Origin of the sequence: Acetobacter fabarum, from assembly GCF_011516925.1 — a bacterium.
GTDB classification, from domain to species: Bacteria; Pseudomonadota; Alphaproteobacteria; order Acetobacterales; family Acetobacteraceae; genus Acetobacter; species Acetobacter fabarum.
Genome location: NZ_WOTG01000001.1, coordinates 85,457 through 111,474, shown reverse-complemented (window position 1 = coordinate 111,474; position 26,018 = coordinate 85,457). Strand labels below are relative to the sequence as shown.

27 protein-coding genes and 1 pseudogene are annotated in these 26,018 nt (G+C 58.1%); 20 read left to right on the top strand and 8 right to left on the bottom strand.

All coding sequences use genetic code 11. From position 1 onward, the window contains the following. Window positions 1-67: 67 nt before the first annotated feature. The 8 genes from GOB83_RS00565 to GOB83_RS00530 are packed head-to-tail and all read left to right on the top strand — an operon-like array spanning window position 68 to window position 7,865. A complete protein-coding gene (locus GOB83_RS00565) occupies window positions 68-1,048 on the top strand; it encodes a lytic murein transglycosylase (RefSeq protein ID WP_165924945.1) in 981 nt (326 codons plus the stop codon). Next, entirely contained in the window at window positions 1,045-1,896 is an 852-nt protein-coding gene (locus tag GOB83_RS00560) for a septal ring lytic transglycosylase RlpA family protein (protein ID WP_165924944.1), read from the top strand. Before GOB83_RS00565 ends, GOB83_RS00560 begins: the two co-directional genes overlap by 4 nt. A 3-nt stretch (window positions 1,897-1,899) precedes the next feature. Beyond that, entirely contained in the window at window positions 1,900-3,111 is a 1,212-nt protein-coding gene (locus GOB83_RS00555) for a D-alanyl-D-alanine carboxypeptidase family protein (RefSeq protein ID WP_373321577.1), read from the top strand. Window positions 3,112-3,114: 3 nt separating this feature from the next. Next, on the top strand, window positions 3,115-3,753 hold the full coding sequence (tmk, locus tag GOB83_RS00550) for a dTMP kinase (RefSeq protein ID WP_165924942.1): 639 nt from the start codon (window positions 3,115-3,117) through the stop codon (window positions 3,751-3,753). Further along, complete coding sequence (locus tag GOB83_RS00545) at window positions 3,746-4,705, top strand: DNA polymerase III subunit delta' (protein WP_165924941.1); 960 nt, start codon at window positions 3,746-3,748, stop codon at window positions 4,703-4,705. The genes tmk and GOB83_RS00545 overlap by 8 nt, the downstream gene beginning before the upstream one ends. Beyond that, the gene (metG, locus tag GOB83_RS00540; protein ID WP_165924940.1) at window positions 4,702-6,240 is read left to right on the top strand and encodes a methionine--tRNA ligase; all 1,539 of its coding nucleotides are present in this window, start codon (window positions 4,702-4,704) and stop codon (window positions 6,238-6,240) included. The genes GOB83_RS00545 and metG overlap by 4 nt, the downstream gene beginning before the upstream one ends. Before the next feature lie 11 nt (window positions 6,241-6,251). Continuing rightward, a complete protein-coding gene (locus tag GOB83_RS00535; protein ID WP_165925183.1) occupies window positions 6,252-7,040 on the top strand; it encodes a TatD family hydrolase in 789 nt (262 codons plus the stop codon). A gap of 18 nt (window positions 7,041-7,058) precedes the next feature. Further along, the gene (locus GOB83_RS00530; RefSeq protein WP_165924939.1) at window positions 7,059-7,865 is read left to right on the top strand and encodes an MBL fold metallo-hydrolase; all 807 of its coding nucleotides are present in this window, start codon (window positions 7,059-7,061) and stop codon (window positions 7,863-7,865) included. Window positions 7,866-7,895: 30 nt separating this feature from the next. Here the strand turns inward: GOB83_RS00530 and GOB83_RS00525 are convergent, their stop codons facing one another. Beyond that, window positions 7,896-8,774 carry a universal stress protein gene (locus GOB83_RS00525; protein WP_095348874.1) on the bottom strand — a complete coding sequence of 293 codons (879 nt, stop codon included), beginning with the start codon at window positions 8,772-8,774 and terminating at the stop codon, window positions 7,896-7,898. Window positions 8,775-8,840: 66 nt separating this feature from the next. Next, entirely contained in the window at window positions 8,841-9,479 is a 639-nt protein-coding gene (gene pdxH, locus GOB83_RS00520) for a pyridoxamine 5'-phosphate oxidase (RefSeq protein WP_165924938.1), read from the bottom strand. Between the two features lie 190 nt (window positions 9,480-9,669). On the opposite strand from pdxH, the gene fabI reads away from it, so the two are divergent. Further along, a complete protein-coding gene (gene fabI / locus GOB83_RS00515; RefSeq protein WP_086645918.1) occupies window positions 9,670-10,509 on the top strand; it encodes an enoyl-ACP reductase FabI in 840 nt (279 codons plus the stop codon). Between the two features lie 8 nt (window positions 10,510-10,517). Next, window positions 10,518-11,591 carry a chorismate synthase gene (gene aroC, locus GOB83_RS00510; protein WP_086645919.1) on the top strand — a complete coding sequence of 358 codons (1,074 nt, stop codon included), beginning with the start codon at window positions 10,518-10,520 and terminating at the stop codon, window positions 11,589-11,591. A gap of 6 nt (window positions 11,592-11,597) precedes the next feature. Here the strand turns inward: aroC and GOB83_RS00505 are convergent, their stop codons facing one another. Next, window positions 11,598-12,032, bottom strand: a complete 435-nt coding sequence (locus tag GOB83_RS00505; protein ID WP_165924937.1) for an OsmC family protein — start codon at window positions 12,030-12,032, stop codon at window positions 11,598-11,600. Window positions 12,033-12,311: 279 nt separating this feature from the next. Here GOB83_RS00505 and GOB83_RS00500 point away from each other — a divergent pair, with 279 nt between their 5' ends. After that, entirely contained in the window at window positions 12,312-13,811 is a 1,500-nt protein-coding gene (locus GOB83_RS00500; protein ID WP_264802397.1) for a malate:quinone oxidoreductase, read from the top strand. A 60-nt stretch (window positions 13,812-13,871) separates the two neighbouring features. Here GOB83_RS00500 and GOB83_RS00495 read toward each other — a convergent pair whose 3' ends face one another. Genes GOB83_RS00495 through bioB form a run of 4 tightly spaced genes read right to left on the bottom strand, consistent with a single transcriptional unit; the run spans window position 13,872 to window position 16,764 of the window. Next, on the bottom strand, window positions 13,872-14,393 hold the full coding sequence (locus tag GOB83_RS00495; RefSeq protein ID WP_165924935.1) for a 6-pyruvoyl trahydropterin synthase family protein: 522 nt from the start codon (window positions 14,391-14,393) through the stop codon (window positions 13,872-13,874). Then, window positions 14,386-15,114, bottom strand: coding sequence for a 7-cyano-7-deazaguanine synthase QueC (gene queC, locus GOB83_RS00490; RefSeq protein WP_095348869.1), 729 nt, complete (start codon window positions 15,112-15,114; stop codon window positions 14,386-14,388). The genes GOB83_RS00495 and queC overlap by 8 nt, the downstream gene beginning before the upstream one ends. 2 nt (window positions 15,115-15,116) lie before the next feature. After that, window positions 15,117-15,755 carry a 7-carboxy-7-deazaguanine synthase gene (queE, locus tag GOB83_RS00485; RefSeq protein ID WP_165924934.1) on the bottom strand — a complete coding sequence of 213 codons (639 nt, stop codon included), beginning with the start codon at window positions 15,753-15,755 and terminating at the stop codon, window positions 15,117-15,119. A 10-nt stretch (window positions 15,756-15,765) separates the two neighbouring features. Then, window positions 15,766-16,764, bottom strand: coding sequence for a biotin synthase BioB (gene bioB, locus GOB83_RS00480; RefSeq protein WP_086645924.1), 999 nt, complete (start codon window positions 16,762-16,764; stop codon window positions 15,766-15,768). A gap of 195 nt (window positions 16,765-16,959) precedes the next feature. Between bioB and GOB83_RS00475 the strand changes: the two genes are divergently transcribed. Continuing rightward, complete coding sequence (locus GOB83_RS00475; RefSeq protein ID WP_086645925.1) at window positions 16,960-17,238, top strand: putative hemolysin; 279 nt, start codon at window positions 16,960-16,962, stop codon at window positions 17,236-17,238. A 16-nt stretch (window positions 17,239-17,254) separates the two neighbouring features. Continuing rightward, a complete protein-coding gene (locus GOB83_RS00470) occupies window positions 17,255-17,719 on the top strand; it encodes a nuclear transport factor 2 family protein (protein WP_165924933.1) in 465 nt (154 codons plus the stop codon). A gap of 32 nt (window positions 17,720-17,751) precedes the next feature. On the opposite strand, the gene GOB83_RS00465 is transcribed toward GOB83_RS00470, so the two are convergent. Next, window positions 17,752-18,816: a YeiH family protein gene (locus GOB83_RS00465; RefSeq protein ID WP_165924932.1), complete on the bottom strand. Its 1,065-nt coding sequence runs from the start codon at window positions 18,814-18,816 to the stop codon at window positions 17,752-17,754. 87 nt (window positions 18,817-18,903) lie between these two features. Here GOB83_RS00465 and GOB83_RS00460 point away from each other — a divergent pair, with 87 nt between their 5' ends. The 7 genes and pseudogenes from GOB83_RS00460 to cysC all read left to right on the top strand — a co-directional run bounded on the left by GOB83_RS00460 (window position 18,904) and on the right by cysC (window position 26,009). Then, complete coding sequence (locus GOB83_RS00460) at window positions 18,904-19,815, top strand: LysR substrate-binding domain-containing protein (RefSeq protein ID WP_456304129.1); 912 nt, start codon at window positions 18,904-18,906, stop codon at window positions 19,813-19,815. 148 nt (window positions 19,816-19,963) lie between these two features. Next, window positions 19,964-20,923, top strand: coding sequence for a threo-3-hydroxy-L-aspartate ammonia-lyase (locus GOB83_RS00455; RefSeq protein WP_165924931.1), 960 nt, complete (start codon window positions 19,964-19,966; stop codon window positions 20,921-20,923). Between the two features lie 86 nt (window positions 20,924-21,009). After that, window positions 21,010-21,339 (top strand): annotated as a pseudogene (locus GOB83_RS15240) (hypothetical protein); the annotation flags it as partial. Next, the gene (locus GOB83_RS15235; RefSeq protein WP_373321576.1) at window positions 21,316-21,711 is read left to right on the top strand and encodes an RNase A-like domain-containing protein; all 396 of its coding nucleotides are present in this window, start codon (window positions 21,316-21,318) and stop codon (window positions 21,709-21,711) included. The pseudogene GOB83_RS15240 and the gene GOB83_RS15235, both read left to right, overlap by 24 nt. A gap of 837 nt (window positions 21,712-22,548) precedes the next feature. Next, the gene (locus tag GOB83_RS00445) at window positions 22,549-23,247 is read left to right on the top strand and encodes a phosphoadenylyl-sulfate reductase (RefSeq protein WP_306309848.1); all 699 of its coding nucleotides are present in this window, start codon (window positions 22,549-22,551) and stop codon (window positions 23,245-23,247) included. Between the two features lie 60 nt (window positions 23,248-23,307). Further along, window positions 23,308-24,102: a sulfate adenylyltransferase subunit CysD gene (gene cysD / locus GOB83_RS00440; protein ID WP_048853880.1), complete on the top strand. Its 795-nt coding sequence runs from the start codon at window positions 23,308-23,310 to the stop codon at window positions 24,100-24,102. A gap of 26 nt (window positions 24,103-24,128) precedes the next feature. Next, window positions 24,129-26,009 carry an adenylyl-sulfate kinase gene (cysC, locus tag GOB83_RS00435; RefSeq protein WP_095348863.1) on the top strand — a complete coding sequence of 627 codons (1,881 nt, stop codon included), beginning with the start codon at window positions 24,129-24,131 and terminating at the stop codon, window positions 26,007-26,009. Window positions 26,010-26,018 lie beyond the last annotated feature (9 nt).

The following is a 26,018-nucleotide window of genomic DNA, read 5'->3' as shown; positions in this document are numbered from 1 at the left end:
GCCTGACAGGCATGCAAAAGCAGGATAGTGTGTTTGCCTGTGTCGTCTGCAAAGCGGATCGTGCCTCATGTTACGTAGAAAACTTTTGCTTGGGGGGGGCGCTTTGCTGGTGGCCTCACCTGTTTGTGCGCGCAATGCAGCGCAGGGTGCGACCGGCAGCTATGCTGCGTTTCTGGCCGGGGTCAGGCGGGAGGCTGTGGGGCAGGGTGTTTCTGCCTCCGTGGTTGCGCAGGCGCTGGCGCCGTTGCATGCCCCGAACCCCAAGGTTTTGCAGGCGGACAGGCATCAGCCGGAATTCACCCTGACATGGGCGCAGTACAAAGACCGCGTTCTGAGCGAGAAAAAACTGAATGATGGTCTTGCCGCCATTCAGCAGCGTGCAGAGCTGCTGGGGCGGATCAGCAGGCTTTACGGTGTTGCTCAGGGCGCTATTGCGGGCATATGGGGGCTGGAATCCGCATATGGCACCCGCATGGGTACGTTCTCGGTGATCGATGCGCTGGCAACGCTGGCGTATGATGGCCGCCGCGCCAGCTTTTTCCGCACCGAACTGCTCAAGGCGCTCCATGTGGTGGAACAGGCCGGAGTGGCCCCGGCCCATATGCTCGGCAGTTATGCGGGGGCCATGGGGCAGCCGCAGTTTATGCCCAGTGCCTATATGCGTTACGCGGCCAGTTACCCCGCAGGTGGGCGGGCGGATATCTGGCATAATGAGGGCGATGTTTTTGCCTCCATTGCCAACTATCTGGCCCGGTGTGGCTGGCAGGCCGGGCAGCCATGGGGGGAGGGCGTTGTACTGCCCGATGCTCTGGAGCAGTCCCTTCTTGGCCGCAACCACGTAAGACCGCTTGCATGGTGGGAGCAGCACGGAGTAAGGCCCCGTGCTGGAGAGTTTGATGCCTCCGTGCAGGAGGGGGCGGTGATCCGCCCTGATGGGCCGGGGGGCGAGGCCTTTATTGTTTACCACAATTTCAACGTGATCCGACGGTACAATCCATCAGATTTTTATGCATTGGCCGTAGGGCTTCTGGGTGATGCCATAACGTGAAAAAAGTCGTTTTCTGGGGCTGTCTGCTGCTGGCGTCGTGTACTCCGGCACCTATACCCCATTCGGATGTGCATTATACGGTTGGGGCCGCATGGCATGTGCCGGGCCAGTGGTTTTACCCGCGGGAAGAGTTTGCCTGGCAGGGAACCGGCCTTGCCATACGTCAGGATGGGCGTGAAGGGGAGCTGACCGCCGATGGTGAGGTGCGCAGCATGGCCACAATGACGGCCAGCCACCCCACACTCCAGTTGCCTGCCATTGTTACCGTGACCAATCTGGAAAACGGGCGGCAGGTGCGTGTAAGGGTAAACGACCGTGGCCCTGCGCAAATGGGCCGTGCGCTGGCTTTGTCCACGCAGGCGGCCAATCTGCTTGGCATGGGGGCAACGCCAGCACAGGTTCGGATTGTGGAAGATGAAGTTGCCAGCCGCCAGTTGGCGGAAACCCTGCCCGGTGGGGTTGCCCTGCAAATTGCGGCAGCGCCGCGCGAGCAGGTTGTTCAGTCCAGCCTTGGCGGGAATGGCGGTGTTTCGGTCGTGGCCGTTGGTGGTGGGGTAGAGAGTACCCCTGAATCCACTGGCGTAAAGCTGGCGGATCTGCCGGTGGCTTATGCGCAGGGTTATGCGGCTCCGGGCATGCTTTGGGTAGAGACAATGGATTTTACATCCCGCTCCGCTGCGGTCATGCAGGCTGGCGGCCATGGTGGTGTGGTCAGGCCCGTTATGTCTGGCCAAAGCATGATGTGGGCTGTCCGGCAGGGGCCGTTTGCGACTATAAGTGCCGCAGACGCAGCCCTTAAGCGGGCGCTGGCAAATGGTTTTAATGGTTCTCACATCGTCGTCGAATAGGGAATAGCTTTGCAGACTCGACGGTTTTTACTCGCAGGGGGCGCTGCCCTTTTTTCTGGTAGCTTTGTAGGGGGTGCGGTGGCGCGCCCCCGGCACGGGGCTGCCCCTTCGGCCGCGCCCGAGGCACCCGCCGCTACCGTGCCCGAAACGCCAGCCACCACGCCCGTAGGGCCGGTGGATACAATGGCGCGCTGGGCCTGTATTCTGGATTATGGCAGCGGTGCTGCCGTGCTGGAAAAAAATGCGGATGAGCGCATGCCGCCCTCTTCCCTGACCAAGATGATGACGGCTTATGTCACATTTGGCATGCTGCGCGCAGGGCGGCTCAAGCTCGACCAGATGCTGCCGGTTAGCGAGCGCGCCTGGCGCATGCAGGGGTCTAAAATGTTCGTCCCGCTGGGGCAGAGCGTTGCGGTGCAGGACCTTATTCAGGGCATGGTTATCCAGTCCGGCAATGATGCGTGCATTGTGCTCTCCGAAGGGATTTCCGGTTCTCAGGAACAGTTTGTTACGCTGATGAATGATACGGCCGCCAAGCTGGGGCTGACCAATTCGCACTTCATGAACGCAACCGGCTGGCCTGCGGAAAATCATTACATGTCCGCGCGGGATGTGGCGTATCTGGCGTTGCGCCTGATCCATGATTTTCCCGAATATTATCATTTCTTTTCGGAAAAAGAGTTCGTTTTTAACAAAATTCATCAGGAAAATCGCAACAGTCTGGTGGTCAAAGGTCTGGCTGATGGCCTTAAAACCGGCCACACGGACGCTGGTGGGTTTGGCCTGTGCGCCTCTTCCGAGCGGGATGGGCGGCGGGTTGTCATGGCTATTAACGGCCTGCCGAGTGATGGCGCCCGCGGGCGCGAAGGCGAGCGCCTGATGGGCTGGGCATTTGCGAATTTTGAAACCGCCCAGATCATCAACAAAGGTGAGATCGTAGAGCAGGCCCCTGTCTGGATGGGGGCGAGCCAGACCGTACCTCTGGTTGCTGCTCAGGAGTTCAAGATGCTGCTGCCACATGGCTGGAAAAACAGCACGCATGTGGCCATAGACTATGACAGGCCACTTATTGCCCCTGTAAGCGAAGGGCAGGTTGTCGGGCAGTTGAGCGTGGTTCTGCCCGGCGGCAGAAAAGCCAGTATTCCGCTTGTGGCAGGGCAGGCGGTGCCTGCTCTTGGCCTGCTTGGCCGGGCGGCCCGACGGCTGCACCTTTAAGCCATGCAGTCTGGTCTGTTCATAACGCTTGAAGGCGGGGAGGGCGTTGGCAAGTCCACGCAGCTCCGCCTGCTCAGGGATGCCCTGCAATCGTACGGGTACAGGGTGCTGGCTACGCGGGAACCGGGCGGTTCCGCTGGTGCGGAAGACTTGCGGCAGCTACTGCTGTTTGGCAAAAACCCCCTGTCCCTCCGTGCCGAGATACTGACGCATTTTGCCGCACGGTTTGACCATGTGGATACGGTTATCCGCCCTGCTCTGGCAGAAGGGCAGATTGTGCTGTGTGACCGTTTTACGGACTCGACCATGGCGTATCAGGGCTACGGCCGGGCGGAGGGGCAGCCTGCTGTTCTGGACCTGATCGCCGCGTTGCAGGCCCAGCTGGGCCTGATGCCGGATATGACCTTTCTGCTGCAGGCACCAAGGGAGATCACACGGCAGAGGCTGGCTGTACGCGGAGTACCCACAGACCGCTACGAAAAGGCAGATGAAGCCTTCCACGCCCGTATTGCCGCAGGGTTTATGGCAATAGCGGACCAGCAGCCTGAGCGCGTAAAGTGCATTACAACCGCCAATCATAGTCAGGAGGCCGTGAGCAGCCTGATCATGAAGGAAATTTTGCCCAGATTGCCCCATGTCTGATGCGTCCGGCCTGTCCCCCCGCATAGCTTCGCTTCAGTTGCAGGGGCATGAGGCTGAACTGGCATTGTTCAGGGGTTCTCTTGCCAAAGGCCGTATGCCCCACGCCTGGTTGGTGAGCGGGCCGCCCGGTGTTGGCAAGGCTACGTTTGCTTTTACCCTGGCCCGTATCCTGCTGGGTGGCATGGAAGCGGACAACCCGGTTGCCCGCCGTATTTCTGCCGCCAGTCATGCCGACCTGCTGGTAGTGGAGCGCGGGTATGATGAAAAAAAGCAGCGCTACCGGCAGGAAATTGTTGCCGATGATGTGCGCCCGATTAACGCTTTTTTGCGCCGGACGGCAGCCGAAGGGGGCTGGCGTGTTGTTATTGTGGATGGCGCGGAATGGATGAACCGCAGCGCGGCTAACGCTGTGCTGAAAATTCTGGAGGAGCCCCCGCCCGCCACTGTGCTGATTCTGACCAGTTCCGCACCGGGGCGGCTGTTGCCAACCATCCGTAGCCGGTGCCGCAGGCTCGAGCTTTCTCCCCTGCCAGATGCGGCTATGCAGCGTGTGCTCCATCTTTTGTGGCCGGACCTGCCCACGCAGGATTTTGCACGGATTGTGTCACAATCACATGGAGCGCCGGGCAAGGCTGTGGCATTGTTGGCAGACACAGGCGGTAACATGGCCGCTCTGGTTGCCGAGGTGTTACAGGGAGTGCTCCCCCTGCGGGGTTACGAAATTGCAGAGGCCGTTTTACGCAAGGATTACGGTTTCAGCCTTTTCTTTGCCCTGTTGGCGGACCAGTTGCAAAGCACGGCACGCCAGGCTGCAAAGGCAGGAAACCGCCAGTGTATGGCCCTTGCTGCTGCATGGGAGCAGATTATGCGCGTTCACACCGAGACGGAACGCTTTAATCTGGATAAACAGGAAGCCCTAATTGAAGCCATGACGATTGCGAGCCCAGAATGACCCGTCGTTTCTATGTGACTACCCCCATTTATTACGTGAACGGAGCACCGCATATCGGCCACGCCTACACGTCCATTGCAGCGGACGTTATGGCGCGTTTTCATCGTCTGGCGGGGGATGATGTCTTTTTTCTGACGGGCACGGACGAGCACGGGCAAAAAGTGGAGCAGGCCGCGCAGGCGGCAGGCGTTGCCCCCAAGGAATTTGCGGATAACGTTTCGGCCAATTTCCGCGCCATGGCCGATGCCATGGCCATTTCCTATGATGATTTTATCCGCACGACCGAGCCCCGGCACATTGCCAGCGCGCAGGCCCTGTGGCGCAAGGTTGCGGATAACGGCGCCATTTATCTGGATGCGTACGAGGGCTGGTACGCCCTGCGTGATGAATGTTTTTACGGCGAAGATGAACTGGTCGCAGGGCCGGACGGCAAAAAGGTTGCCCCTACCGGCGCGCCGGTAGAGTGGGTCAAGGAGCCATCCTACTTCTTCCGTCTGTCCGATTATCAGGACCGTCTGCTCGAACTGTATGAGCAGCATCCTGAGTTTTTAGGCCCGCATGGTGCGCGCAACGAGATCATCAGTTTTGTCAAACAGGGCCTGCGTAACCTGTCCATCAGCCGTACCAGCTTTAAATGGGGTATTCCCGTTCCCGGTGATGAGCAGCACGTCATGTATGTGTGGTTTGATGCGCTGGCCAATTACCTGAGTGCGCTGGGCTATCCGGATGCAGATGCCCCCCGCATGGCATACTGGCCTGCCAGCCTGCACCTTGTGGGTAAGGATATTGCACGCTTCCATGCCATTTACTGGCCAGCCTTCCTTATGGCTGCGGGTATTGAACTGCCTAAAAAGGTTTTTGCCAACGGCTGGTGGACCATTGAGGGCCAGAAGATGAGCAAGTCTTTGGGCAACGTGGTGGACCCTAGGGAACTGGTTGCAGAGTTCGGGCTGGATGCAGTTCGCTTTTTTGTACTGCGGGAAGTCCCCTTTGGCGGGGATAGCGATCTGTCCCGCAAGGCGCTGATCACACGCAATAACGTGGAGCTTGCCAACGATCTGGGTAATCTGGCGCAGCGGACCCTCTCTCTGGTCGCGCGGAACTGTGGCGGTATTCTGCCAGAACGCCGGACGCTGACGGAAGAGGATGAAAAGCTTCTGGGGCAGGTTGTGGTTCTGCCGCAACTGCTGGCCGCGCAGTTTGAGCGCTGTGCGCTCACCGATGCGCTGGAAGATGTGTGGAAGGTCATTCGCGCCTGTAACGCCTATATCGACCATCAGGCCCCATGGGCGCTGCGCAAGACCGATGTGGAGCGCATGGCGGATGTGCTGCGTGTTCTGCTGGATGCCCTGCGTGGAATTGCCACCGTACTCCAGCCCTTTATGCCGGACAGCATGGCCCGTATGCTCGACCAGCTTGGTGTGACGCAGGACGAGCGGACCTTCGCAGCCCTTGAGGTGGCTCTGCCCGGTGGGCGGCAATTGCCCGCCCCGCAGGGTATCTTCCCCCGTTATGTTGAGCCGGAACAGTCATGAGCGATGTCACCATGCCCGGGCTGATCGACTCCCATTGCCATCTTGATCATTTTTCGGACGAGGAACTGCCCGCCCTGCTTGATGCCGCCCAAGAGGCGGGGCTGGGCGGCATGGTTACCATTGGCACACGCCTGTCCAATGCGGGGGAGCAGAAGCGCCTGACGCAGTTTGCCCGCCCGGATATGCGGATATGGTGCACAATTGGCACGCACCCCGACCATGTGGAAGAAGCCCCGGTACCGCAGGTGCAGGATATTGTAACACTGGCCGACACCCCCGAAGTGATTGGCATAGGGGAGACAGGGCTGGACTACTTCCATGGGCAGGAAGGTGTTCGTCCGCTCCAGCAGGAGAGCTTTCGCAGGCATATTCAGGCTGCCCGTGCGCTGGAGATCCCCGTTATCATCCACGCTCGGCAGGCTGATGCGGATGTGGCGGCCATTCTGGAGGATGAGAGCGCTCAAGGTGCTTTTCCCATCCTGCTCCACTGCTTTGCCTCTGGCCCCGAGCTGGCCAGCCGGGTGGTGGCCCTTGGTGGGTATGTCAGTTTTTCCGGTATTGCGACCTTCCCCAAATGTGAGGAAATCCGCAGTGTTGCGCGTGACCTGCCCATAGAGCGTATTCTGGTGGAAACAGATGCCCCCTATCTGGCCCCTGTGCCGCAGCGGGGTAAACGGAACCAGCCTGCTTTTGTGGCGCATACGGCGCGCCGCATTGCGCAGGAGCGGGGGATGGATGTGGCTGCATTTGCCGAGCAGACAACGCGGAACTTCCAGAGGTTGTTTCGTAAGGTGCGTTAAAGCGGGAGTAAGCCGGGTATGAAGGTCAGTGTGCTTGGGTGTGGTGGGTCATCTGGCGTGCCTGCACTCGGTGGGCCAGACGGGCATGGCCAGTGGGGCGCGTGCGACCCGGCTGAACCCCGCAACAGGCGTAGCCGTGCATCCATTTTTTTGCGGATGGAAGATGGATGCGGCGTTCTGGTCGATACCGGGCCAGACCTGCGCGCCCAGTTGCTTGCACATGGTATTAGCGCGTTTGAGAACGTAATCTACACCCATACTCATGCGGACCATGTTTCTGGTCTGGACGAGTTAAGGGGCATTAACCGCCAGATTGGCAAGGCCATTACCGCATACGGTACCGCAGAAGTGCTGGGGGAGTTGCAGGAACGGTTTGCTTACGTTTTCAAACCCCACACAACGCCGTATTTTTTTCGGGCGGTGCTGGATGCCCAACCCATTCTGTGGGGAGAACAGGTCAATATTGGCGGATACGCCTTTACCCTGTTCGAACAGAACCATGGTTACGTCACGTCTACGGGACTACGGTGTGGGACGTTTGCCTATAGTACGGATGTGGTGGAATTGCCCGAACAGTCTGTCGCGTGTCTGCGTGGCGTCCGTACATGGATGGTGGACTGTTTTCAAAAAACGCCCCATGGCGCGCATGCCTGGCTCGACCGGGTGTTGGAATGGAAAGCCCTGATTCAGCCAGAGCGCGTTATTCTGACCCATATGGGAGCAGAAATGGACTGGGGATGGATGTGTGAACACCTTCCCCCCGGGGTTGAAGCTGCATGGGACGGCATGAGCTTCGAACTCCCTGACCCTCCCCATGCGGGGTGAGGAGGGTAGGCTGCTTTACACAGGAGCGGTCTAGCGGCTCATCAGCACTGTAATGTCAGCGCTTTCCAGCACGTGGCGGGTAACACCCCCCAGAATGAGCTGGCGCAGGCGGGAGTGTGAATAAGCTCCCATAGCCAGCATATCGGCATCAAACTCGCGGCAGGCTGCCAGCAGCCCTTTCCCGACATCACGCTCGACAGGCTGAAACTCAACGGCATCGGCCTTGATGCCGTGGGCTGCCAGATACTCCACCACGTCTTTTGCGCTGGGGCCGCGGCGTTGGTAGTCCCCGCAATGCAGCACCCGCACGGCTTCGGCCGTTTGTGCCCAGGCCAAGGCACCACGCAGGGCGGAGGAGGACTCAGCCGTGCCATTCCAGCCAATACAGACACGCTTGATCAGCCCGACCGGAGCGGTACGGGGGGCCATTACCACGGGGCGTCCGCTATCAAACAGAACGGCGTGTAGTGTTTCGGAAGAGGATACCTCATCACCGGAATCGGGGTGTGGCACCAGAGTAAAGTCCGACAGGCGAGCCTGCGCGGGAATGATCTCGCTTTCCGCACCACGGACCACGGTAAAGCTGATGCTTGGGGCATCATCGGGGTAGGCGCTGTGCAGGGGCACAACCTTTATGTCGGGGTTGGCGGCGGTGTAACGCTCGAACAGTGTGTGCACGTCATGGGCATGGCGAGCACTTTCGTGGTCAGCCGAGCGCATCAGGTCTTCCACCATGGCGCCGGACATGCCCTCACCGGCCAGTGGAGCTATGTCCCGCCCATCGGGGCGTACGTGCAGGACGGCAAGGTGCGCGCCAAAGCGGCGGGCAAAATTGCCGCCACGTACCAGAGCGGCCTCGGCATTGGACGTGCTGGGGAGTGGAAGCAGAATTTTGCGGACGTCTTTCATTGTGTCGCTCCTTTAAATATCTGTGCGCGCGGCGCGCTGAAGGGTGCAAAGATTCGGCGTGATCGCTTATGGATATAACCGCGTTACGTCCCATCCGTTCCCGTGGTGTTCCCATATGGCCCGATCATGCAGGCGGTATGGGCGTTCCTGCCAGAATTCAAAATGCTGCGGGCTGACCCGGTAGCCAGACCAGTTCGTGGGGCGGGGAATGGGGCCGTTGCCAAATTCCTTTTCTGCGTTTTTCAGGCGCTGTTCAAAAATGTCACGGTCGGCCAGCGGGCGGGACTGGTCGGAGGCAATGGCCCCAAGTTGGGACATACGGCTCCGACTCGCAAAATAGGCATCAGCTTCTTCAGGGGAGACCGGTGTTATGTTCCCTTCGATTCGGATCTGGCGGCGCAGGCTCTTCCAATGGAACAGCAGGGCCGCACTGGGGTTGGCCTCAAGCTCGCGCCCCTTACGGCTGAACATGTTGGTGTAAAAGACAAAGCCCCTGTGGTCATGCCCTTTAAGCAGAACAATCCGTGCGGAGGGGCGGCCATCGGCTGTGGCCGTGGCGAGCACCATGGCATTGGGGTCACAGGGTTCTGATTTTTCGGCGTCTTGCATCCATGCGTCAAAGAGTGCGAACGGGTCTGCACTCAGGTCGATCAGGGGATGATCAACAAAGGGGACAGTGGGGGCGGCTGGGTCTGTTTCCGGCATGGTTCGGACTCTTGTCTAAATGTCATGGAAAGGGGCTGCGCGCGCTTTCCTGTGTGATTCCATACTCCTGCCGGATACGAGTTTAAAGCGTGTCCATGCGTGTTTGGGCTTGTTTCACGCGCCGGTGTATGCGACCACGCCTACAGAAAACCCAGAATTTTTTCCGAAACAAGTAGGTTGAGGTTCCCACATGTCTTCTCCCAACGCCGAGCTGCCCGCAAAAGGTACGCTGATGAAGGGCAAAAAAGGTCTGGTGATGGGTGTTGCCAATGACCGCTCTCTTGCATGGGGCATTGCATCCGCAGTGGCCGCACAGGGGGGCGAACTGGCATTTACCTATCAGGGCGAGGCGTTGGGCAAGCGCGTACAGCCTTTGGCAGAAAGTGTTGGTGCCAAGCTGGTTCTGCCATGCGACGTGACCGATGATGCCGCCATAGACGAAACATTTGCCACGATCGAACGTGAATGGGGCGAGCTTGACTTTGTTGTTCATGCCATTGGCTGGGCAGACAAGCAGTTCCTGCGCGGGCGCTATGTGGACACCCCCCGTGCCGCATTCCTGACCGCGCTGGATATTTCGTGCTACTCCTTCACGGCAGTTGCACGCCGTGCCGCAGGGCTGATGAAGAACGGCGGCTCGCTGCTGACGCTCAGCTATCTGGGTGCGGAGCGTGTTATGCCGCATTACAACGTTATGGGTGTGGCCAAGGCAGCGCTTGAGGCTTCCGTGCGTTACATGGCTGCGGATCTCGGGTCGGATGGTATTCGCGTGAATGCTGTTTCCGCCGGGCCGGTTAAAACGCTTGCCGCCAGCGGTATTGGGGACTTCCGGTATATTCTGAAGTGGAACCAGTACAACGCACCGCTCGAGCGTAATGTGATGCTTGAAGAAGTGGGCGGGGCAGGGCTTTATATGCTCTCCGACCTGTCCCGCGGTGTTACGGGTGAGGTGCACCATGTGGACTGTGGTTATAATATTGTAGGCATGAAAAACCCGACCGCTCCCGATATTTCTGTTGCTGGAGACTAAACACAGCCGTGTCCTACAATACTTTCGGGCATATGTTCCGGGTTACAACGTGGGGCGAAAGCCATGGCCCCGCGATTGGCTGTGTTATTGATGGTTGCCCACCACGCATTGCATTGAGCGAAGCTGATATTCAGCCTTTTCTCGACCGCAGGCGGCCTGGGCAGTCGGCTTTTACCACGCAGCGGCAGGAGCCTGACCAGGTTCGTATTCTGTCCGGTGTGTTTGAAGGGCAGACAACGGGGACCCCCATCTCCCTGATGATCGAAAACACGGACCAGCGTTCGCGCGATTATGGGGATATCGCCCAGACCTATCGCCCCGGCCACGCAGACCTTGTTTATGACCTGAAATACGGTATCCGCGATTATCGTGGTGGTGGCCGCTCTTCCGCGCGGGAGACGGCTTGCCGCGTTGCTGCGGGGGCTGTTGCCCGCAAGGTGCTGGGGGATGGCGTGCGTGTACGCGGGGCTTTGGTCCAGCTTGGCCCCAAGGATATTGACCGCACCCGCTGGGACTGGGCGGAGGTGGAGCGTAACCCCTTCTTTGCTCCCGACCCCGGAGTGGTGGAAGACTGGGCGGCGTATCTGGCAGCCATCCGCAAGGATGGCTCATCCATTGGTGCCGTGATCGAGATTGTGGCCGAAGGTGTGCCTGCCGGACTGGGTGCCCCCATTTACGGCAAGCTTGATGCGGATATTGCCGCAGCGTTCATGAGCATTAACGCCGTTAAAGGGGTGGAAATAGGCGATGGTTTTGCCTCTGCCTCCCTAACGGGGCCAGAAAATGCCGATGCCCTGTTCATGCGCAACGGCACGCTGGAGTTTGGCTCCAACCATGCCGGGGGCGTGCTGGGGGGTATTTCCAGCGGTCAGCCCGTAGTGGCCCGCTTTGCCGTCAAACCCACCAGTTCCATGCTAACCCCCGTGCCCTCCATTACCAGAGATGGGGTGGAAACACAGGTTATTACCAAAGGCCGGCATGATCCGTGCGTGGGTATTCGGGCTGTTCCCGTGGGGGAAGCCATGATGGCCTGCGTGCTTGCGGACCATCTGCTCCGCCACCGTGGGCAGGTAGGGGGCTAACGCCTCCTACCCGATCAGGGTGGCATCCAGCGTAATGGGTGCCCTGAAGAGCTTGGAAACAGGGCAGCCTTCCTTGGCTTTGTTGGCCAGCTCTGCAAATTGCTGCTGTGTTGCGTTGGGCACTTTGGCCTTGAGGGTCAGGGCGATGGACGTAATTTCAAAGCCCCCATCCTTTTTGCTCAGGCTGACGTCTGCCTGAGTATCAATGCTGGTGGCAGTGAGCCCCGCATCCCCCAGAATGAGCGACAGGGCCATGGAAAAACAGGCCGCATGGGCAGCGCCCAGAAGTTCTTCAGGGTTTGTGCCGGGTTGCCCTTCAAAGCGGGTATTAAAACCGTAAGGCTGCTGGTTTAGCGCACCACTCTGGGTGGAAACGGTACCCTTACCGGTTTTGATTGCACCTTCCCAATGGGCGCTACCATGTTTGATAATGCTGCTCATATGCGCTGTATCCGTCTTTATGTTCGCCTGAGTGGTGGTGCAGGCATCGTATTGCACGAACGCCGGGGCGGTAGATAAAGTTCATGCATGGCTGCCTGCTCTCGCAGAGATGAAAAGGCGTTTTGGGCGGAATGTGCCTATACTGCATTTAACAATATGGCTGTGAACGCTCTGTAAAGCCTTGCAAGCAGGGAGGAGTAGGGGCATTCCGGCTTATTATCTTTGGCCCCGTTTCCATGCGCAGACGCGGCGGCGGGCGAGGCTGATAACGCGGAGACCATAATGAGTTCCACCACGACCGATACCGCTTCTTCTGTTGATGTTGTTCTGATCGGCGGCGGCGTCATGAGCGCTACGCTTGGGACATTGCTGCGTCAGCTCCAGCCGGAATGGAGCATCAGCGTTTTTGAGCGTCTGGGCAGCGTTGCGGAAGAAAGCTCCAACGCGTGGAATAATGCAGGGACCGGCCATTCCGCTCTGTGCGAACTGAATTACACCCCGCAGGGGGCCGATGGCACGGTGGATATTTCCAAGGCCGTGGGGGTAAACGAACAGTTCCAGATTTCCCGCCAGTTCTGGTCCTATCTGGTAGAACGCCAGATTATTGTTTCCGCCAAAAACTTTTTAACGCCCGTCCCGCATATGAGCTTTGTATGGGGTGAGGACAACGTAGCCTTCCTGCGCAAACGCTACGAGGTACTTTCCCAGCATCCGCTGTTCTCCGGTATGGAATACACGGAAGATACGGCCCAGATCACACAGTGGGCACCGCTGATCATGCGGGACCGCCCTGCCGGGCAGAAGCTGGCTCTGACCCGTAGCCTCAAGGGGACGGATGTCAACTTTGGTGCATTGACCCGCCTGCTGTTTACCTACCTTGCCAGCACCCCGGCCTGCACGCTGCATACGCAGCACGAAGTAAGCGACATTACCCGCAATGGCAGTGATGGCTGGCGGCTGAAAATACGTGACCTGCGACAAAATACCCAGCGTGAGGTCAATGCCCGCTTTGTCTTTATCGGCAGTGGCGGGGGAGCCCTTTCCCTGCTGCAAAAAACAGGCATACCCGAAGCGCGTGGCATTGGTGGTTTTCCGGTCAGTGGGCAGTTCCTGCGCTGCACCAACCCGGACCTGATCGCCCAGCACCATGCCAAGATTTATGGCAAGGCATCGGTCGGCGCCCCACCCATGTCCGTGCCGCACCTTGATACACGCATGATTGACGGCAATCCGGCGCTGCTATTTGGCCCGTATGCTGGCTTTTCCACACGCTTTTTGAAGCAGGGCTCCCTTATGGATCTGCCGCTCTCGGTGCGGGCGGATAATATTGGCCCCATGCTGGCCGTTGCGCGGGATAACTGGGCCCTGACCAAATACCTGATCGAGCAGGTCATGCAGACACAGGGGGCGCGGATTAAAGCCTTGCAGGACTTTATTCCCAACGCGCAGGCCAAGGACTGGGAACTGGTTGTTGCAGGCCAGCGGGTGCAGATTATCAAAAAGGACGCTGCCAAAGGCGGTGTTCTGCAATTTGGTACAGAAGTCATTGCCAGCGAGGACGGCTCCGTTGCCGCATTGCTGGGGGCATCTCCGGGCGCATCCACTGCGGCCCCGATCATGCTGAATGTTCTGCAAAAATGCTTCCCCACCAAAATGCCGGAATGGACGGATAAGCTGCGCGAGATCATCCCCTCATTCGGGCAGAAACTCTCCCGGCATCCCGACATGTGTGAGGAAATTTTTGATAAGACAACGCAGGTGCTTGGCCTGACCCAGTAAACTGCGCCCATCCCCCGCATGCTGTTTCTGTGGGGGATGGAGAGCTTAAAAGCTGCGGTGTTAGTCGGCTATGCTCATATCCGCCCGGTTCCACCAGTTCTGCTGTAAGCTGGTGTGGGGGATAAAGTCAGCCGGGTTGCCTGCAAAGCTGACTGTGTTGGTGGGTGTTTCCTCAATACTGAGTTCCGAGCAGCGTAAAACGCCTCCTTCAGCCAGCAGGAAGGCGTTGATCTTGGCCATGAGCAGGCAAACCATCAACTCGGTGGTCGGGTCTCCGGGGGTCACCACAATACGTGCAGCGCGTGCGGGCTCATGTGCTTTAAACCACGCCAGAAGCGGGTCGTCCCCGGCAAGCTGGAGCGCGTGGTCCAGTCGTTCATCCACAAAGCGGTGCCAGGTCTGCTTGGCTTTTTGAAAAGAGACAGGCATGTTCCCGCGCCCATCCAACCGGGCGGGGCCGGTGGGTTCAAGCCTTACGGTGACAAATTCGTTGTGACCATGGGGCAGGGCGCAGCTTTCGCTGGCACCGTGAATAAGACGGTGGCCCATGGCGAAGCGGCGTGTAAAAACAAGGTCAGGCATGTTGGTCTTCTGCTATGTAAGCTTCCCATCCTGCGCGGCGGAGCTGGCAGGCGGGGCAGGTACCACAGCCATACCCCCATGCGTGGCGCACGGTACGGTCCCCCATGTAGCAGGTATGGCTCTCATGGTTGATGAGTGTCACCAGAGGTTCCCCGCCCAGTTCGTCTGCTAACGTCCAGGTTTCGGCCTTGTCAAGCCACATCAGGGGTGTGTGCAGGACGTAGCGGCTGTCCATACCCAGATTAAGGGCAACCTGCAGGGCCTTTATGGTGTCATCGCGGCAGTCGGGGTAGCCGGAATAATCAGTTTCGCACACACCGGTTACAATGTGGCGCATGCTCCTGCGGGCTGCGAGAGCCGCAGAAAACGTTAAAAAGATCAGGTTACGGCCGGGCACAAATGTATTGGGCAGGCCGTTCTGGGTCATGGCAATTTCGGCATCGCGTGTGAGCGCCGTATCGGAAATATCATTCAGGGCATGCAGGGGGAGCGTATGGTCTGGCCCCAGGCGCTCCTTCCATTGCGGGTTCAGGGCTGCAAGGCCTTCGCGTATGCTCTGGCGGCATTCCAGTTCAATGGCGTGGCGCTGGCCGTAATCAAAGCCCACGGTTTCCACATGTTTGAAGCGCGCCAGAGCCCACGCCAGACAGGTTGCGGAATCCTGCCCGCCGGAAAAAAGCACAAGGGCGGATTCGGTCTGTTCCTTGGAGGACAGGGGCATGATCAGGGTATTCCCGTCAGCTTGTGGGTTTGCAGGGATAATGCCCATCTGGGGTTTTGCAGGCAGTAGGCAATAGCGGCCTGCGTATTGGCTGCCTGCTCCGGGCCATCCATGGGCTGGAGCCAGAAATTGGCAAAATCCAACCCAGCCAGATCCGCCGGATCAAGCCCGGGCTGGGGGTAAACCAGCTTGAGTTCGGCCCCGCTGGTTTGTGCAAGTGGTGCGCCCGCCTTGGGGCTGATGCACAGCCAGTCGATCCCTTCAGGGGCCAGCATGGTGCCGTTACTTTCCACCGCAATTGCAAAGCCTTTGTCGTGCATGGCGGCAATAAGCGGGGCATCAAGCTGGAGCAGCGGTTCTCCCCCGGTAAATACCACAAGGGGGCGCCCGGGAGAGGCGGATGCAGGCCAGAACCCGGCAATGCGTGCGGCCAGTTCTGCTGCATTGTGGAACCGGCCGCCCCCGGTCCCATTGGTGCCAATAAAGTCCGTATCGCAAAACTGGCAAATGGCCTGAGCCCGGTCTTCTTCCCGGCCGGACCACAGGTTGCAGCCAGTAAAGCGGCAGAACACGGCCACGCGCCCTGCCTGCCCGCCTTCACCTTGCAGGGTAAGAAAGATTTCCTTGACCGAGTAAACCATTTGTAAAGTCTTACAGGCCAATCCCGATCGTATGCATGCCCAGGCTGTCCAGCAGGGCACGGTCACGCTGTGCCTGCGGGTTGGGGGTGGTCAGCAGCCGTTCGCCATAGAAAATGGAGTTGGCGCCGGCCAGAAAACACAGGGTCTGTGTTTCATCATTCATGTTCTCACGCCCTGCGGCAAGGCGTACGCGGCTTTTGGGCATGGTAATGCGGGCTGCCGCGATCATGCGCACAAAGTCCAGAGGCCGGACTTCATCTGCCTTGGCAAGCGGGGTGCCTTCCACGCGGACCAGCAGATTGATGGGTACGCTTTCGGGGTGGGCGGGCATGTTGGCAAGTGCGGCAATCAGGCCCGCGCGGTCCGTCTCGTTCTCGCCCATGCCGACAATGCCGCCACAGCAGACATTGATCCCTGCATCGCGCACATTGGAGAGAGTATCCAGCCGTTCCTGATAAGTGCGGGTGGTGATGATCTGGCCATAATATTCGGGCGAGGTGTCGATATTATGGTTGTAAAAATCCAGACCAGCCTGCTTGAGCCGCTGGGCCTGGGAATCATCAAGCATTCCAAGCGTTACGCAGGTTTCCATCCCCAGTTCTTTAACGCCTTCAATCATGGCGCAGACTGTTTCCATGTCCCGTTCTTTGGGGGTTCGCCATGCCGCGCCCATGCAAAAGCGGCTGGCCCCTGCGGCCTTGGCTTTTTTTGCTTCGGCCAGCACGTTTTCAATGGCCATAAGCTTTTCAGCTTTTACGCCATCTTCGTGCAGGGCGCTCTGGGGGCAATAGGCGCAATCTTCCGGGCAGCCACCTGTCTTGATCGACAGAAGGGTGGAGATCTGTATCTCAGTCGGATCAAATGTCGCACGGTGTATGGCTTGTGCCTGAAACATCAGTTCCGGGAACGGGAGGTCAAGCAGCGCCTGCACTTCGGCAACGCTCCAGTCATGGCGGATGTCCATTGCTGGAGTGGCAGGGCGGGAAAAGGAGGGCGAACCATCAGGCATGGAATGTGAACCGAACCAGATATGCTAGAGGGAAGTGCAATGCAGCATATCGTGTTTGTACCGTCAAAGCCAGTTTTTAGCAGAGAGGCAAAAGGTGCCCGTATGCGCGCCCCATCTTCACACTTCACAACAGGCACAAAGTGCTTCCATAGTGGCGCCAAGTTCGTTTGAATACAAAACCCAAGGGTGAACAAGATGACAAAAAAGAACTCGGTTGTAGGGCTGGTGCTGGCCGTGGGTGCGCTGGGAACGCTGGGTGCGTGTGAACAACATTACCCGCAGGAGCGCTCGGGCCGTGGGGTCGGGCTTTTGCGCATGCCTAACCCGGCCTCTGTTTACTGCGTGAAAAAAGGCGGTGAACTGAAGATGGAAATGACCGACAAAGGGCAGGTCGGTTACTGCCACCTGCCAGATGGCCGCGTGATTGAGGAATGGGTTCTGTTCCGGCAGGATAATCCGCGTCAGGGTAACTGATTAAGGTTTAAGGCAGATGTCCCGCCCTCCGTTCCCACCGTTTGATGCCATAAGTGCTGCATCCAAGGCCCGCATGGCCGAAGATGCATGGAACTCTCAGGAGCCGGAAAAAGTGGCTCTGGCTTACACACCGCAGAGCATATGGCGCAACCGGACCGACTTTGTGCATGGCCGGGCAGAAATTATTGCTTTTCTGGCCCGTAAATGGACGGAGGAACTGGATTACAGGCTGATCAAGGAGGTCTGGGCCTTCAAGGATAACCGTATTGCCGTGCGTTTTGCCTATGAATGGCATAACGCGGCGGGGCAGTGGTTTCGGTCTTATGGCAATGAAAACTGGGAGTTTGATGCCGCCGGACTGATGCAGAACCGGCATGCCTCCATTAACGATCTGGCCATTGCCAGTGCGGACCGCCTGTTCCTCTGGCCCAAAGGCCGTAGGCCGGACGGGCATCCCGGCCTGAGCGAACTGGGGCTGTAGGCCGTAAGGCAGTGTAAATATTTCGGTCAGGCTTATGCTCCAAACAGAAGCCTGACCAGAATCAGGCTGGCCCCGACCAGCCCGAGCAGAGAAAAAAATACGCTCAGGGCTAGTCGCCTGCCCGCGTGCAGTGCAGACCGTAACTCCACGCTCAGGCCCAGTGCTGCCATGGCCATGGTGGTCAGGCAGGTGGCGGTAGTGCTCAGGGGCGCGAGTACTGCATCTGGTACCAGATTGCAGGAACGGGCGGTCATCATGGCGGCAAAGCCGGTAATATACCAAGGCACCAGCCGGGGAATGGAGGCTCCATGCGTGGTGGCCTGCCGGGTCTGGCTTGGTTTTGCACAAAACACAGCGAGGGCAAGGCAGACCGGCCCCAGCATGAGCACACGCATAAGCTTGACCAGTGTGCCAACATGGAGTGCCGTCTGGCCAAAAGGCGCTGCTGCGGCAACAACCTGTGGCACAGCGTAAACGGTTAACCCAGCCAGAACGCCCTGTGCATTGGGGCTGCCCAGCAAGGCTGGTGCCAGCAACGGCAGGCCCAATACCACCACCAGCCCGCCTGCGGCGGTAAAGGCAATGGTGGTGCCTATATCCTCCTCCTTTGCGCCAATAACGGGGGCTGCGGCCATTATGGCGGAGTTTCCACAAATGGCGTTACCGCAGGCAACCAGCAGGAGCTGATGTGTGGGCAACCCCATTGCGCGGCCAATGAGCAGCGTAAAAACCACGCTGAATAAGACAATCCCCATTACTCCCAAAAGCAGCGCGGGACCGGCGGAAAAAACGGCATGCAGGCTGAAGGACGCGCCCAGACAGACAATAGCTACGTTTAGTAGAGGTCTGGCGCATAGTCTGATCCCCCCTGTCCATATGGGGCCGGGCGTTTTGATTGCTCTGATCAATACCCCGAGCAAAAGAGCCAGATTAAGGCTTTCCAGCCAGGCTTTGCCCAGCAGATATGTTTCCGCTGCTTCAAGACATATGGCCAGCCCCGAAACCAGCAGGCAGAGCAGAACACCCGGCCCGGATGCGCGTAAGAAACTAATAAGCTTGAGGGGACGCATACAGTTGGGGGCGGGGTGTGCTGTCATGGTGTTTTTCCTTCTGTCCACCAGAACTTTAGGAAAAACCCAATCCATCAATCCAACTCATAGTTTTTGTTATTCTGATCGTAAATAATGATTGGTTATGTTAGGCAATACGGCATGACACTGGAGCAACTCCGTATTTTTGTGGCGGTAGCCGAGCGGGAGCACGTTACGGCTGCCAGCCGTGCCTTGCACGTGACGCAGTCAGCCGTATCCGCCGCCATTGCAGCATTGGAAGAGCGCCATGGTGTCAAGCTGTTCCACCGGGTGGGGCGTGGAATAGCGCTGACAGAAGCCGGGCGTCTGTTTCTGCCCGAAGCCCGTGCGGTTCTGGCCCGCGCTACTATGGCGCAAGCCGTGCTGGAGGAGGTGGGCGGGCTTAAACGGGGCAAACTGCGCCTTGTAGCCAGCCAGACCATTGCTGCTTACTGGTTGCCGCCCATTCTGGTCACATTCCGTCGGCTTTACCCCGATATTGAGGTGGAACTGGCAATCAGTAACACTCTGGACGCCGCAGCCCGTGTGCGGGATGGAGACGCGGAACTTGGAGTTGTTGAAGGTCTGGTGGACGACCCCGCTCTGGCGCAATGGCCAATAGGGGAAGACCACCTGACAATTATTCAGGCTGATGCGGAGCTTCCCCACAAAATCAGTCGGGACTGGCTTTGCGCCGCGCAGTGGGTCATGCGGGAGGAGGGATCTGGCACCCGTGCGGCATTGGAGGACTACCTCGCACAGTTCGGGGTTGCGCCGCAGGATATGACCATAAGCCTCGTTCTTCCCTCGAACGAAGCAGTCCGTACAGCCATAGAAGCCGGGGCAGGGATAGGGGCGTTGTCCTCGCTGGTTGTCGCGCCTGCGTTGCTGGCGGGCACGCTCCATGCTGTGCCGCAGGACGTGAAACCCCGCTCATTTTACGGTCTGCGGCATAAGGAGCGTTACCGGAGCCGTGCCGCAGATGCTTTGCTGGACCTTATCAAGCAGCAGCACGCAATGGAATGACTGCTGTAGGCAGGGGTGTTTTTAGGCGAAATCTGTCGCCAGAACCTGTTTTGGGGCATAACGGTGGGGACATATCTGTGCTAGGTAAGCGTCGTCTCCAACTACCCCGCGTATGCGCATTGCGGGCGATGAAACCGGAAAATTGAAGATGACAGTTCTGCCGACTTTCAGTGACGTGGTTGCGGCTTCGGCCCGGATCAAAGGGCAGGCTCATCGCACACCAGTTCTGAGGTCACGCTACCTGAATGCGCTGAGCGGTGTTGAACTGTTCTTCAAGGCTGAGAATTTCCAGCGGGTTGGGGCCTTCAAGTTTCGGGGGGCCACAAACGCGATTTTGGCTCTACCCGAAGATGTGCGGCAGAAAGGCATTATTGCGTTTTCGTCTGGCAACCATGCTCAGGCCATAGCCTGCGCCGCGCGTGAGGCCGGAGTGCCTGCCGTAATTGTCATGCCCGAAGATGCCCCCGCCGTAAAACTGGCCGCAACGCGGGGCTACGGCGCGGAGGTTGTGACCTATGACCGCTATTCCCAGGACCGGGAAGAAATTGCGGCACGCCTTGTGGCCGAACGGGGTGGAACGCTGCTGCCATCTTTCAATCACCCGGACATTATTGCCGGGCAGGGCACGGCAGCACTGGAACTTATGGAGGAAACAGGACCGCTGGATGCCTTGTTCGTGCCTGTTGGGGGCGGTGGTCTGGCCTCGGGCTGCGCGCTTGTCGCGCATGAAGTGGCACCCGATTGTGCGGTAATAGGGGTGGAGCCTGCAGCGGGGGATGATGCCCGGCAATCCATGGCTGCGGGGCATATCGTAAAAATTGCCGCACCGCGTACAATTGCGGATGGCGCGCAAACAACAAGCGTGGGTGACATAACATTTGCACTCATGCAGCGCTATGTCCGCGACATTGTGACGGTAGATGATGCCGCTTTGGCCGCCACCATGCGCCTGCTGGCAGAGCGGATGAAAATCATAGTGGAACCCACTGGCTGCCTTGCTCCGGCAGCGGCCCTTGCAGCAGCCCCGCAATGGCAGGGGCGGCGTGTGGGTGTGCTTGTGTCGGGCGGGAACATCGATATTACCCGATTTGCCCAGCTTGTAGGTTAAGAGCCATGGACATAGAACTTGAGCCATGGTTAAGGCCATGCACCACAATAGTATTATCGCATCACACCGATGACGATATTCTTGATATGTTCCCGCGCCTGAAAAACCTTGGTGCGAGTGCATTTGGTGAAGATGCCGATACTTTTGGTGAAACGCTGTACGATGTTATTCACGATGAACCGTACACGCGGGATCTGACGTTTAAAGTTCAGACAGTTCACGAATTAAAGACATTGCTGGCATACAGCAAAGAGGACTTGCAGCGGGTCAGTTCGGTTGTGCTGGGTATAGACCCGACAGCTAAGGTTACAGATCCGCCTGACTGGGGTGATTTGCCCAACCTGTGGGCATTCTGGTGTGCGGTCCTGTTTAGTTTCCAGAATGATCCTGAAGTGGAAGCGGGAAAAGAGATTGATCTGGAACCGCTCAACCACTTGGGGGCGGGTGGTTATGTGCTGTCCAACCATGTTGCTCTGACGGATGAGCGCATCGCATATCGCTTTACCGTGGAAAAACGACCGGCTGTCTCATGCTTCGCATCGGCAAAAGAAGCGGAGGATGTGATTGGCCGGGTGCTCCACGAAAACGGCCATAAGATTGATCATTGGCTCAAGACCGCGAGAAAGGGAGCCAAGCTGGAGGTCGAAGGGCGCGTCTCGGAAGAAGGGGCGTTTATTGTCCGTGCCACAGACCGGGAGCGCAGGCGCGCACGATCCATACAAATTGTTATCGTCAATGAAGTATTGAACGGACTGGTCTATTATATCCACACGTTTAGGCTTTATTAAGTCTGGTATTTTCCTGTTTTGCAGGTGTTTGAGGCTGATGTGGTCAAAGGATATTGAAAGCCTGAACCACATTGGAAACTCAGGACAGGAAGATGCGGAGCAATCCCATGGGATGGGTAATCCTGCACGCATTTTGAATCTGCTTCTCAAGATAAACTGTGGCGAAAAAATCAGCCCTAACGAGGGGAGGAGGGGCATCAGTGCGGGAGGGGGCTGTGGATCTGGTCTTTTTGTTCCATTTTGGGCAATCGCAACCTCGCAATTCCAGCAGCTTATGCCTGTGATGACTTTCCGGTGCAGGATGATGCGGAGTGAGGCTATGGCAGGAAGGATATTTCCGCCCTGCAAAATGGGATTGTCCAATTTTGTGCGCGCAGCCAAATGTCGCATAAGATATATTATGCCAACAAAAATGGGTGCGCAAATGGGATGCTGCGGATCGTTTGTGGTGTTCATGTATGCGCATCAGATGGGCCTGAAAACCCGGAATTTGGCGTCGAGTATCCTGTCTTTTAGCTTAACTCTACCCTGATAAGTGATCGTTCCGATGGATTGAGAGGCATTCAGTGGTTGTTGGCGGTGTTCTGGCCGAGATTTGGCCATATCAAGCGCCCAGACAATGCCCTCGCCCTTGCTGGTGAATAAGCCGTGGTTGCAAGTTGATGGTGCGTTGTCTGGTTAGCGTCCCGGAGCGGGCTTGGAGCAAAAATTGCACAAAATAAAATAGTGCAATGTGGTGCGTGATGGGGAGGATTGTCTATTTTTATATGTTGTTTTTGCGGAAATATATCTATAAGGAGTAGTTATATAAGGTTCTGTCATTCACTGTGATGGGTTGTGGATATTTTGTCTTCTGACAATACAGGTGTTATCGAGCAGTTGCGTGCCGTGCAGGATGACCCCGTTCGTCTGCTGCGCACGGCCCATGCTCTGCTGGGTGACCGGCTGGCGGTTATGTCGTCCTTTGGCGCGGAATCCGCCCTGCTGCTCGCCTTTGTAGCGGAGGCTGAACGCGACATGAAGGTGCTGTTCCTTAATACGGGCAAGCACTTCCCCCAGACACTCGCATACCGGCGCGAACTGGCCGATGTGTTGGGGTTGAGTAATGTTGAGGATATTGGCCCGTCCCCCGAACAGGTCAGCGATCGTGACCCAACGGGAGAGCTCTGGGCCTTTGACCCCGATGCCTGCTGCAAACTGCGCAAGGTAGAGCCGCTGAATGTTGCCTCCTTGCCGTACGACGTGCTGGTAACCGGCCGCAAGCGTGGGCAAGCCGCCACACGCGCGGCAATGGAGATTGTGGAAGAACGTGGCGATGGCCAGATCCGCATTAATCCGCTGGCCTTCTGGAGTGCGCAGGATATTGCTGCAGAAATGCAGCGCCGCGCCTTGCCACCGCACCCGCTGGTGGCCGAGGGATATTTATCCATTGGGTGTGCGCCATGCACGCGTCCGGTGGATGGGCATGAAGATGCCCGGTCAGGCCGCTGGTCTGGCCTGAACAAAACCGAATGTGGGATTCACGTCGTAGGATAACCTGCCGTACCGCATTCTAAAACATCAGCCTTACCCGTTAAAACTACAGGGTCGTGGAACATGGATCATCTTGATCAACTGGAAGCTCAGAGCGTTTTTATTCTGCGGGAGGCTTATCGTAAGCTAAAGCCGCTTGCCATGCTGTGGTCATTGGGGAAGGACTCCAATGTTATGGTCTGGCTGGCCAAAAAGGCGTTCCTCGGGCGCGTCCCCTTCCCTGTCATGCATGTGGATACGGGTAAAAAATTCCCCGAAATGTACCAGTTCCGGGACGAATATACCAAAAAATGGGAACTGGACCTGCTTCTGGGTGACTGCCCGCCGGTAGAGGAAATGGACCCCTCCCTGCCGCCTGCTGCCCGTTCTGCTGCCCGCAAGACCGCTGGCCTTGCCGCCATGATCGAAAAGCACAAATTGCAGGGTGTTATTGCCGGTATCCGCCGTGATGAGCAGGGTACCCGTGCGAAGGAACGCGTGTTCAGCCCGCGTGGTGCAAGCCATAAATGGGATATTCGCAACCAGCCGCCCGAATTCTGGGACCAGTATGCCACCCCGCACGAGGAAGGCATGCATATCCGCGTGCATCCGCTCCTATCCTGGCGCGAGATTGACATCTGGCGTTACATCGAGCGTGAAGGCATTCCGCTGGTTGACCTGTATTTTGCCAAAAACGGCAAGCGTTACCGCTCTCTGGGCGATGCGGACATTACCTCCCCCGTGGAAAGCAATGCCGCAACTCTGGCAGAAGTTATTGCAGAGCTGGAAACAACCAAAACGTCTGAGCGTTCGGGCCGGGCCATGGATCATGAATCCGAAGATGCCTTTGAACGCCTGCGCGTCGCTGGTTATCTCTGATAGAGCGTGGATCGGAAAAAACGAAAATGAGTGATACGATTTCTTCCTCTCAGGATGCCGCAACCCCTATCGTTATCGTGGGGCATGTTGACCACGGCAAATCCACGCTTATCGGGCGTCTTTTGCATGACACGGATAACCTGCAGGACGGCAAGGTTGCCCAGATCATTGAATCCTCCAAAAAGCGCGGCCTGAAGATTGAATGGAGCTTCCTGCTCGATTCCTTGCAGATCGAGCGTGATCAGGGCGTTACGGTTGATTCCACGCGCATTCCCTTCCGGCTTGGTTCGCGCGAATACGTTATTGTGGATGCTCCCGGCCACCGCCAGTTCCTGCGGAACATGATTACCGGTGCGGCCGATGCAGAGGCCGCCGTGCTGGTGGTGGATGCCGTGGAAGGTGCACGTGAGCAGACCCGCCGCCACGCCATGCTGCTGCACCTGATCGGGATCAGGCATGTTATTGTTCTGCTCAACAAGGTGGACCTGCTTGAGTTCGATCAGGCCAAGGTTGAAGCTGTTGAGGTTTCGGTTAACGAACTTCTGGGCAAGCTGGGGCTGGAAGCCGCCTATTTTGTTCCCGCCTCCGCCCGGGATGGGGACAACATTGCCAGCCGCTCCGACCGCATGCCCTGGTACAACGGCCCAACCCTGACCGAAGCACTGGCACGCGTGCCCACGCCCGCTTCCCGCTCGGAACTGGCGCTGCGCCTGCCCGTGCAGGACGTTTATCGCTTTGGGGATAAGCGTTACGTGGCTGGCCGTATTGAGCGCGGTCGGGTGCGTGTGGGTGATACGGTTGTTATTGGCACCCAGAAAACCCCTGCCCGCATTGCCTCGATTGAAGGCTGGCACACTGCCCCGCATGTGAGTGCTTCGGCAGGCCAGTCCATTGCGGTTACGCTGGAGCCGGACGTTATTCCCGATCGGGGCGATCTGCTGCACCATGTGGATACCCCGCCCACTCAGGCATCACGCGTGCGGACCCGTCTGTTCTGGCTGCGGCAGGAGCCTTTGCGTGTGGGCGAGAGCTTCCGCCTGCGGCTGGCCACGGCCGAACATGCGGTGACCGTGACCAGCATTGAGTCTGTTGTTAATCTGGACGACCTGACCATGCACCCCGGCACGGAAGTGCCACCCGAAGGCTTTGCTGAAATCACGCTTGCCGCAGCAGAGAACATTCAGTTCGATGCCTTTGCACCGGGCACGCCGGACGGGCGTGGTGTTCTGGTGGACCTGCAGCAGCGTATTGTAGGGGGGGCTCCCCTTATTGGCCCGGCAGAAATTGCCGTGGGCGATAAAGCCATTCACCCAAGTGCCAGTGCTGTGACCACGCAGGACCGCCAGCGCGTTAAGGGCCACAAAGGCAGTGTGTTCTGGCTTACCGGGCTGTCGGGTGCGGGTAAAAGCACGCTGGCACGGGCTGCAGAAAATGCTCTGTTTGCCGCAGGTGTGGACGTAAGCGTGCTGGACGGGGACACGCTGCGTGCAGGGCTGTGCAAGGACCTTGGCTTTACCGAAGCCGACCGGACCGAAAACGTGCGCCGTGCGGCAGAGGTCGCGCGTATTCTGCGCGATGCCGGGCAGGTGGTGCTGGTTGCCCTGATTTCCCCCCTGCGCTCGGACCGCGAGCTGGCTCGCCAGATTATTGGTGAAGGGTTTGAGGAAGTGTTTGTGGATGCCGATCTGGGCACCTGCGAACAGCGTGACCCCAAAGGCCTGTATGCTGCGGCCCGTGCAGGGAAAATTAGCGGCTTTACGGGCATTGATGCTCCGTATGAAGCCCCACAGGCCCCTGCCCTGCGTGTGGCAACCGGCAATGGGAGCGTGGAAAAAGCGGTCTCCCAGCTTGTTTCCTTCGTGGAAGGCAGTGTGCGTTCCGGTGGTAGTGCCCGCGCACGGTCCTGATATTAAAGC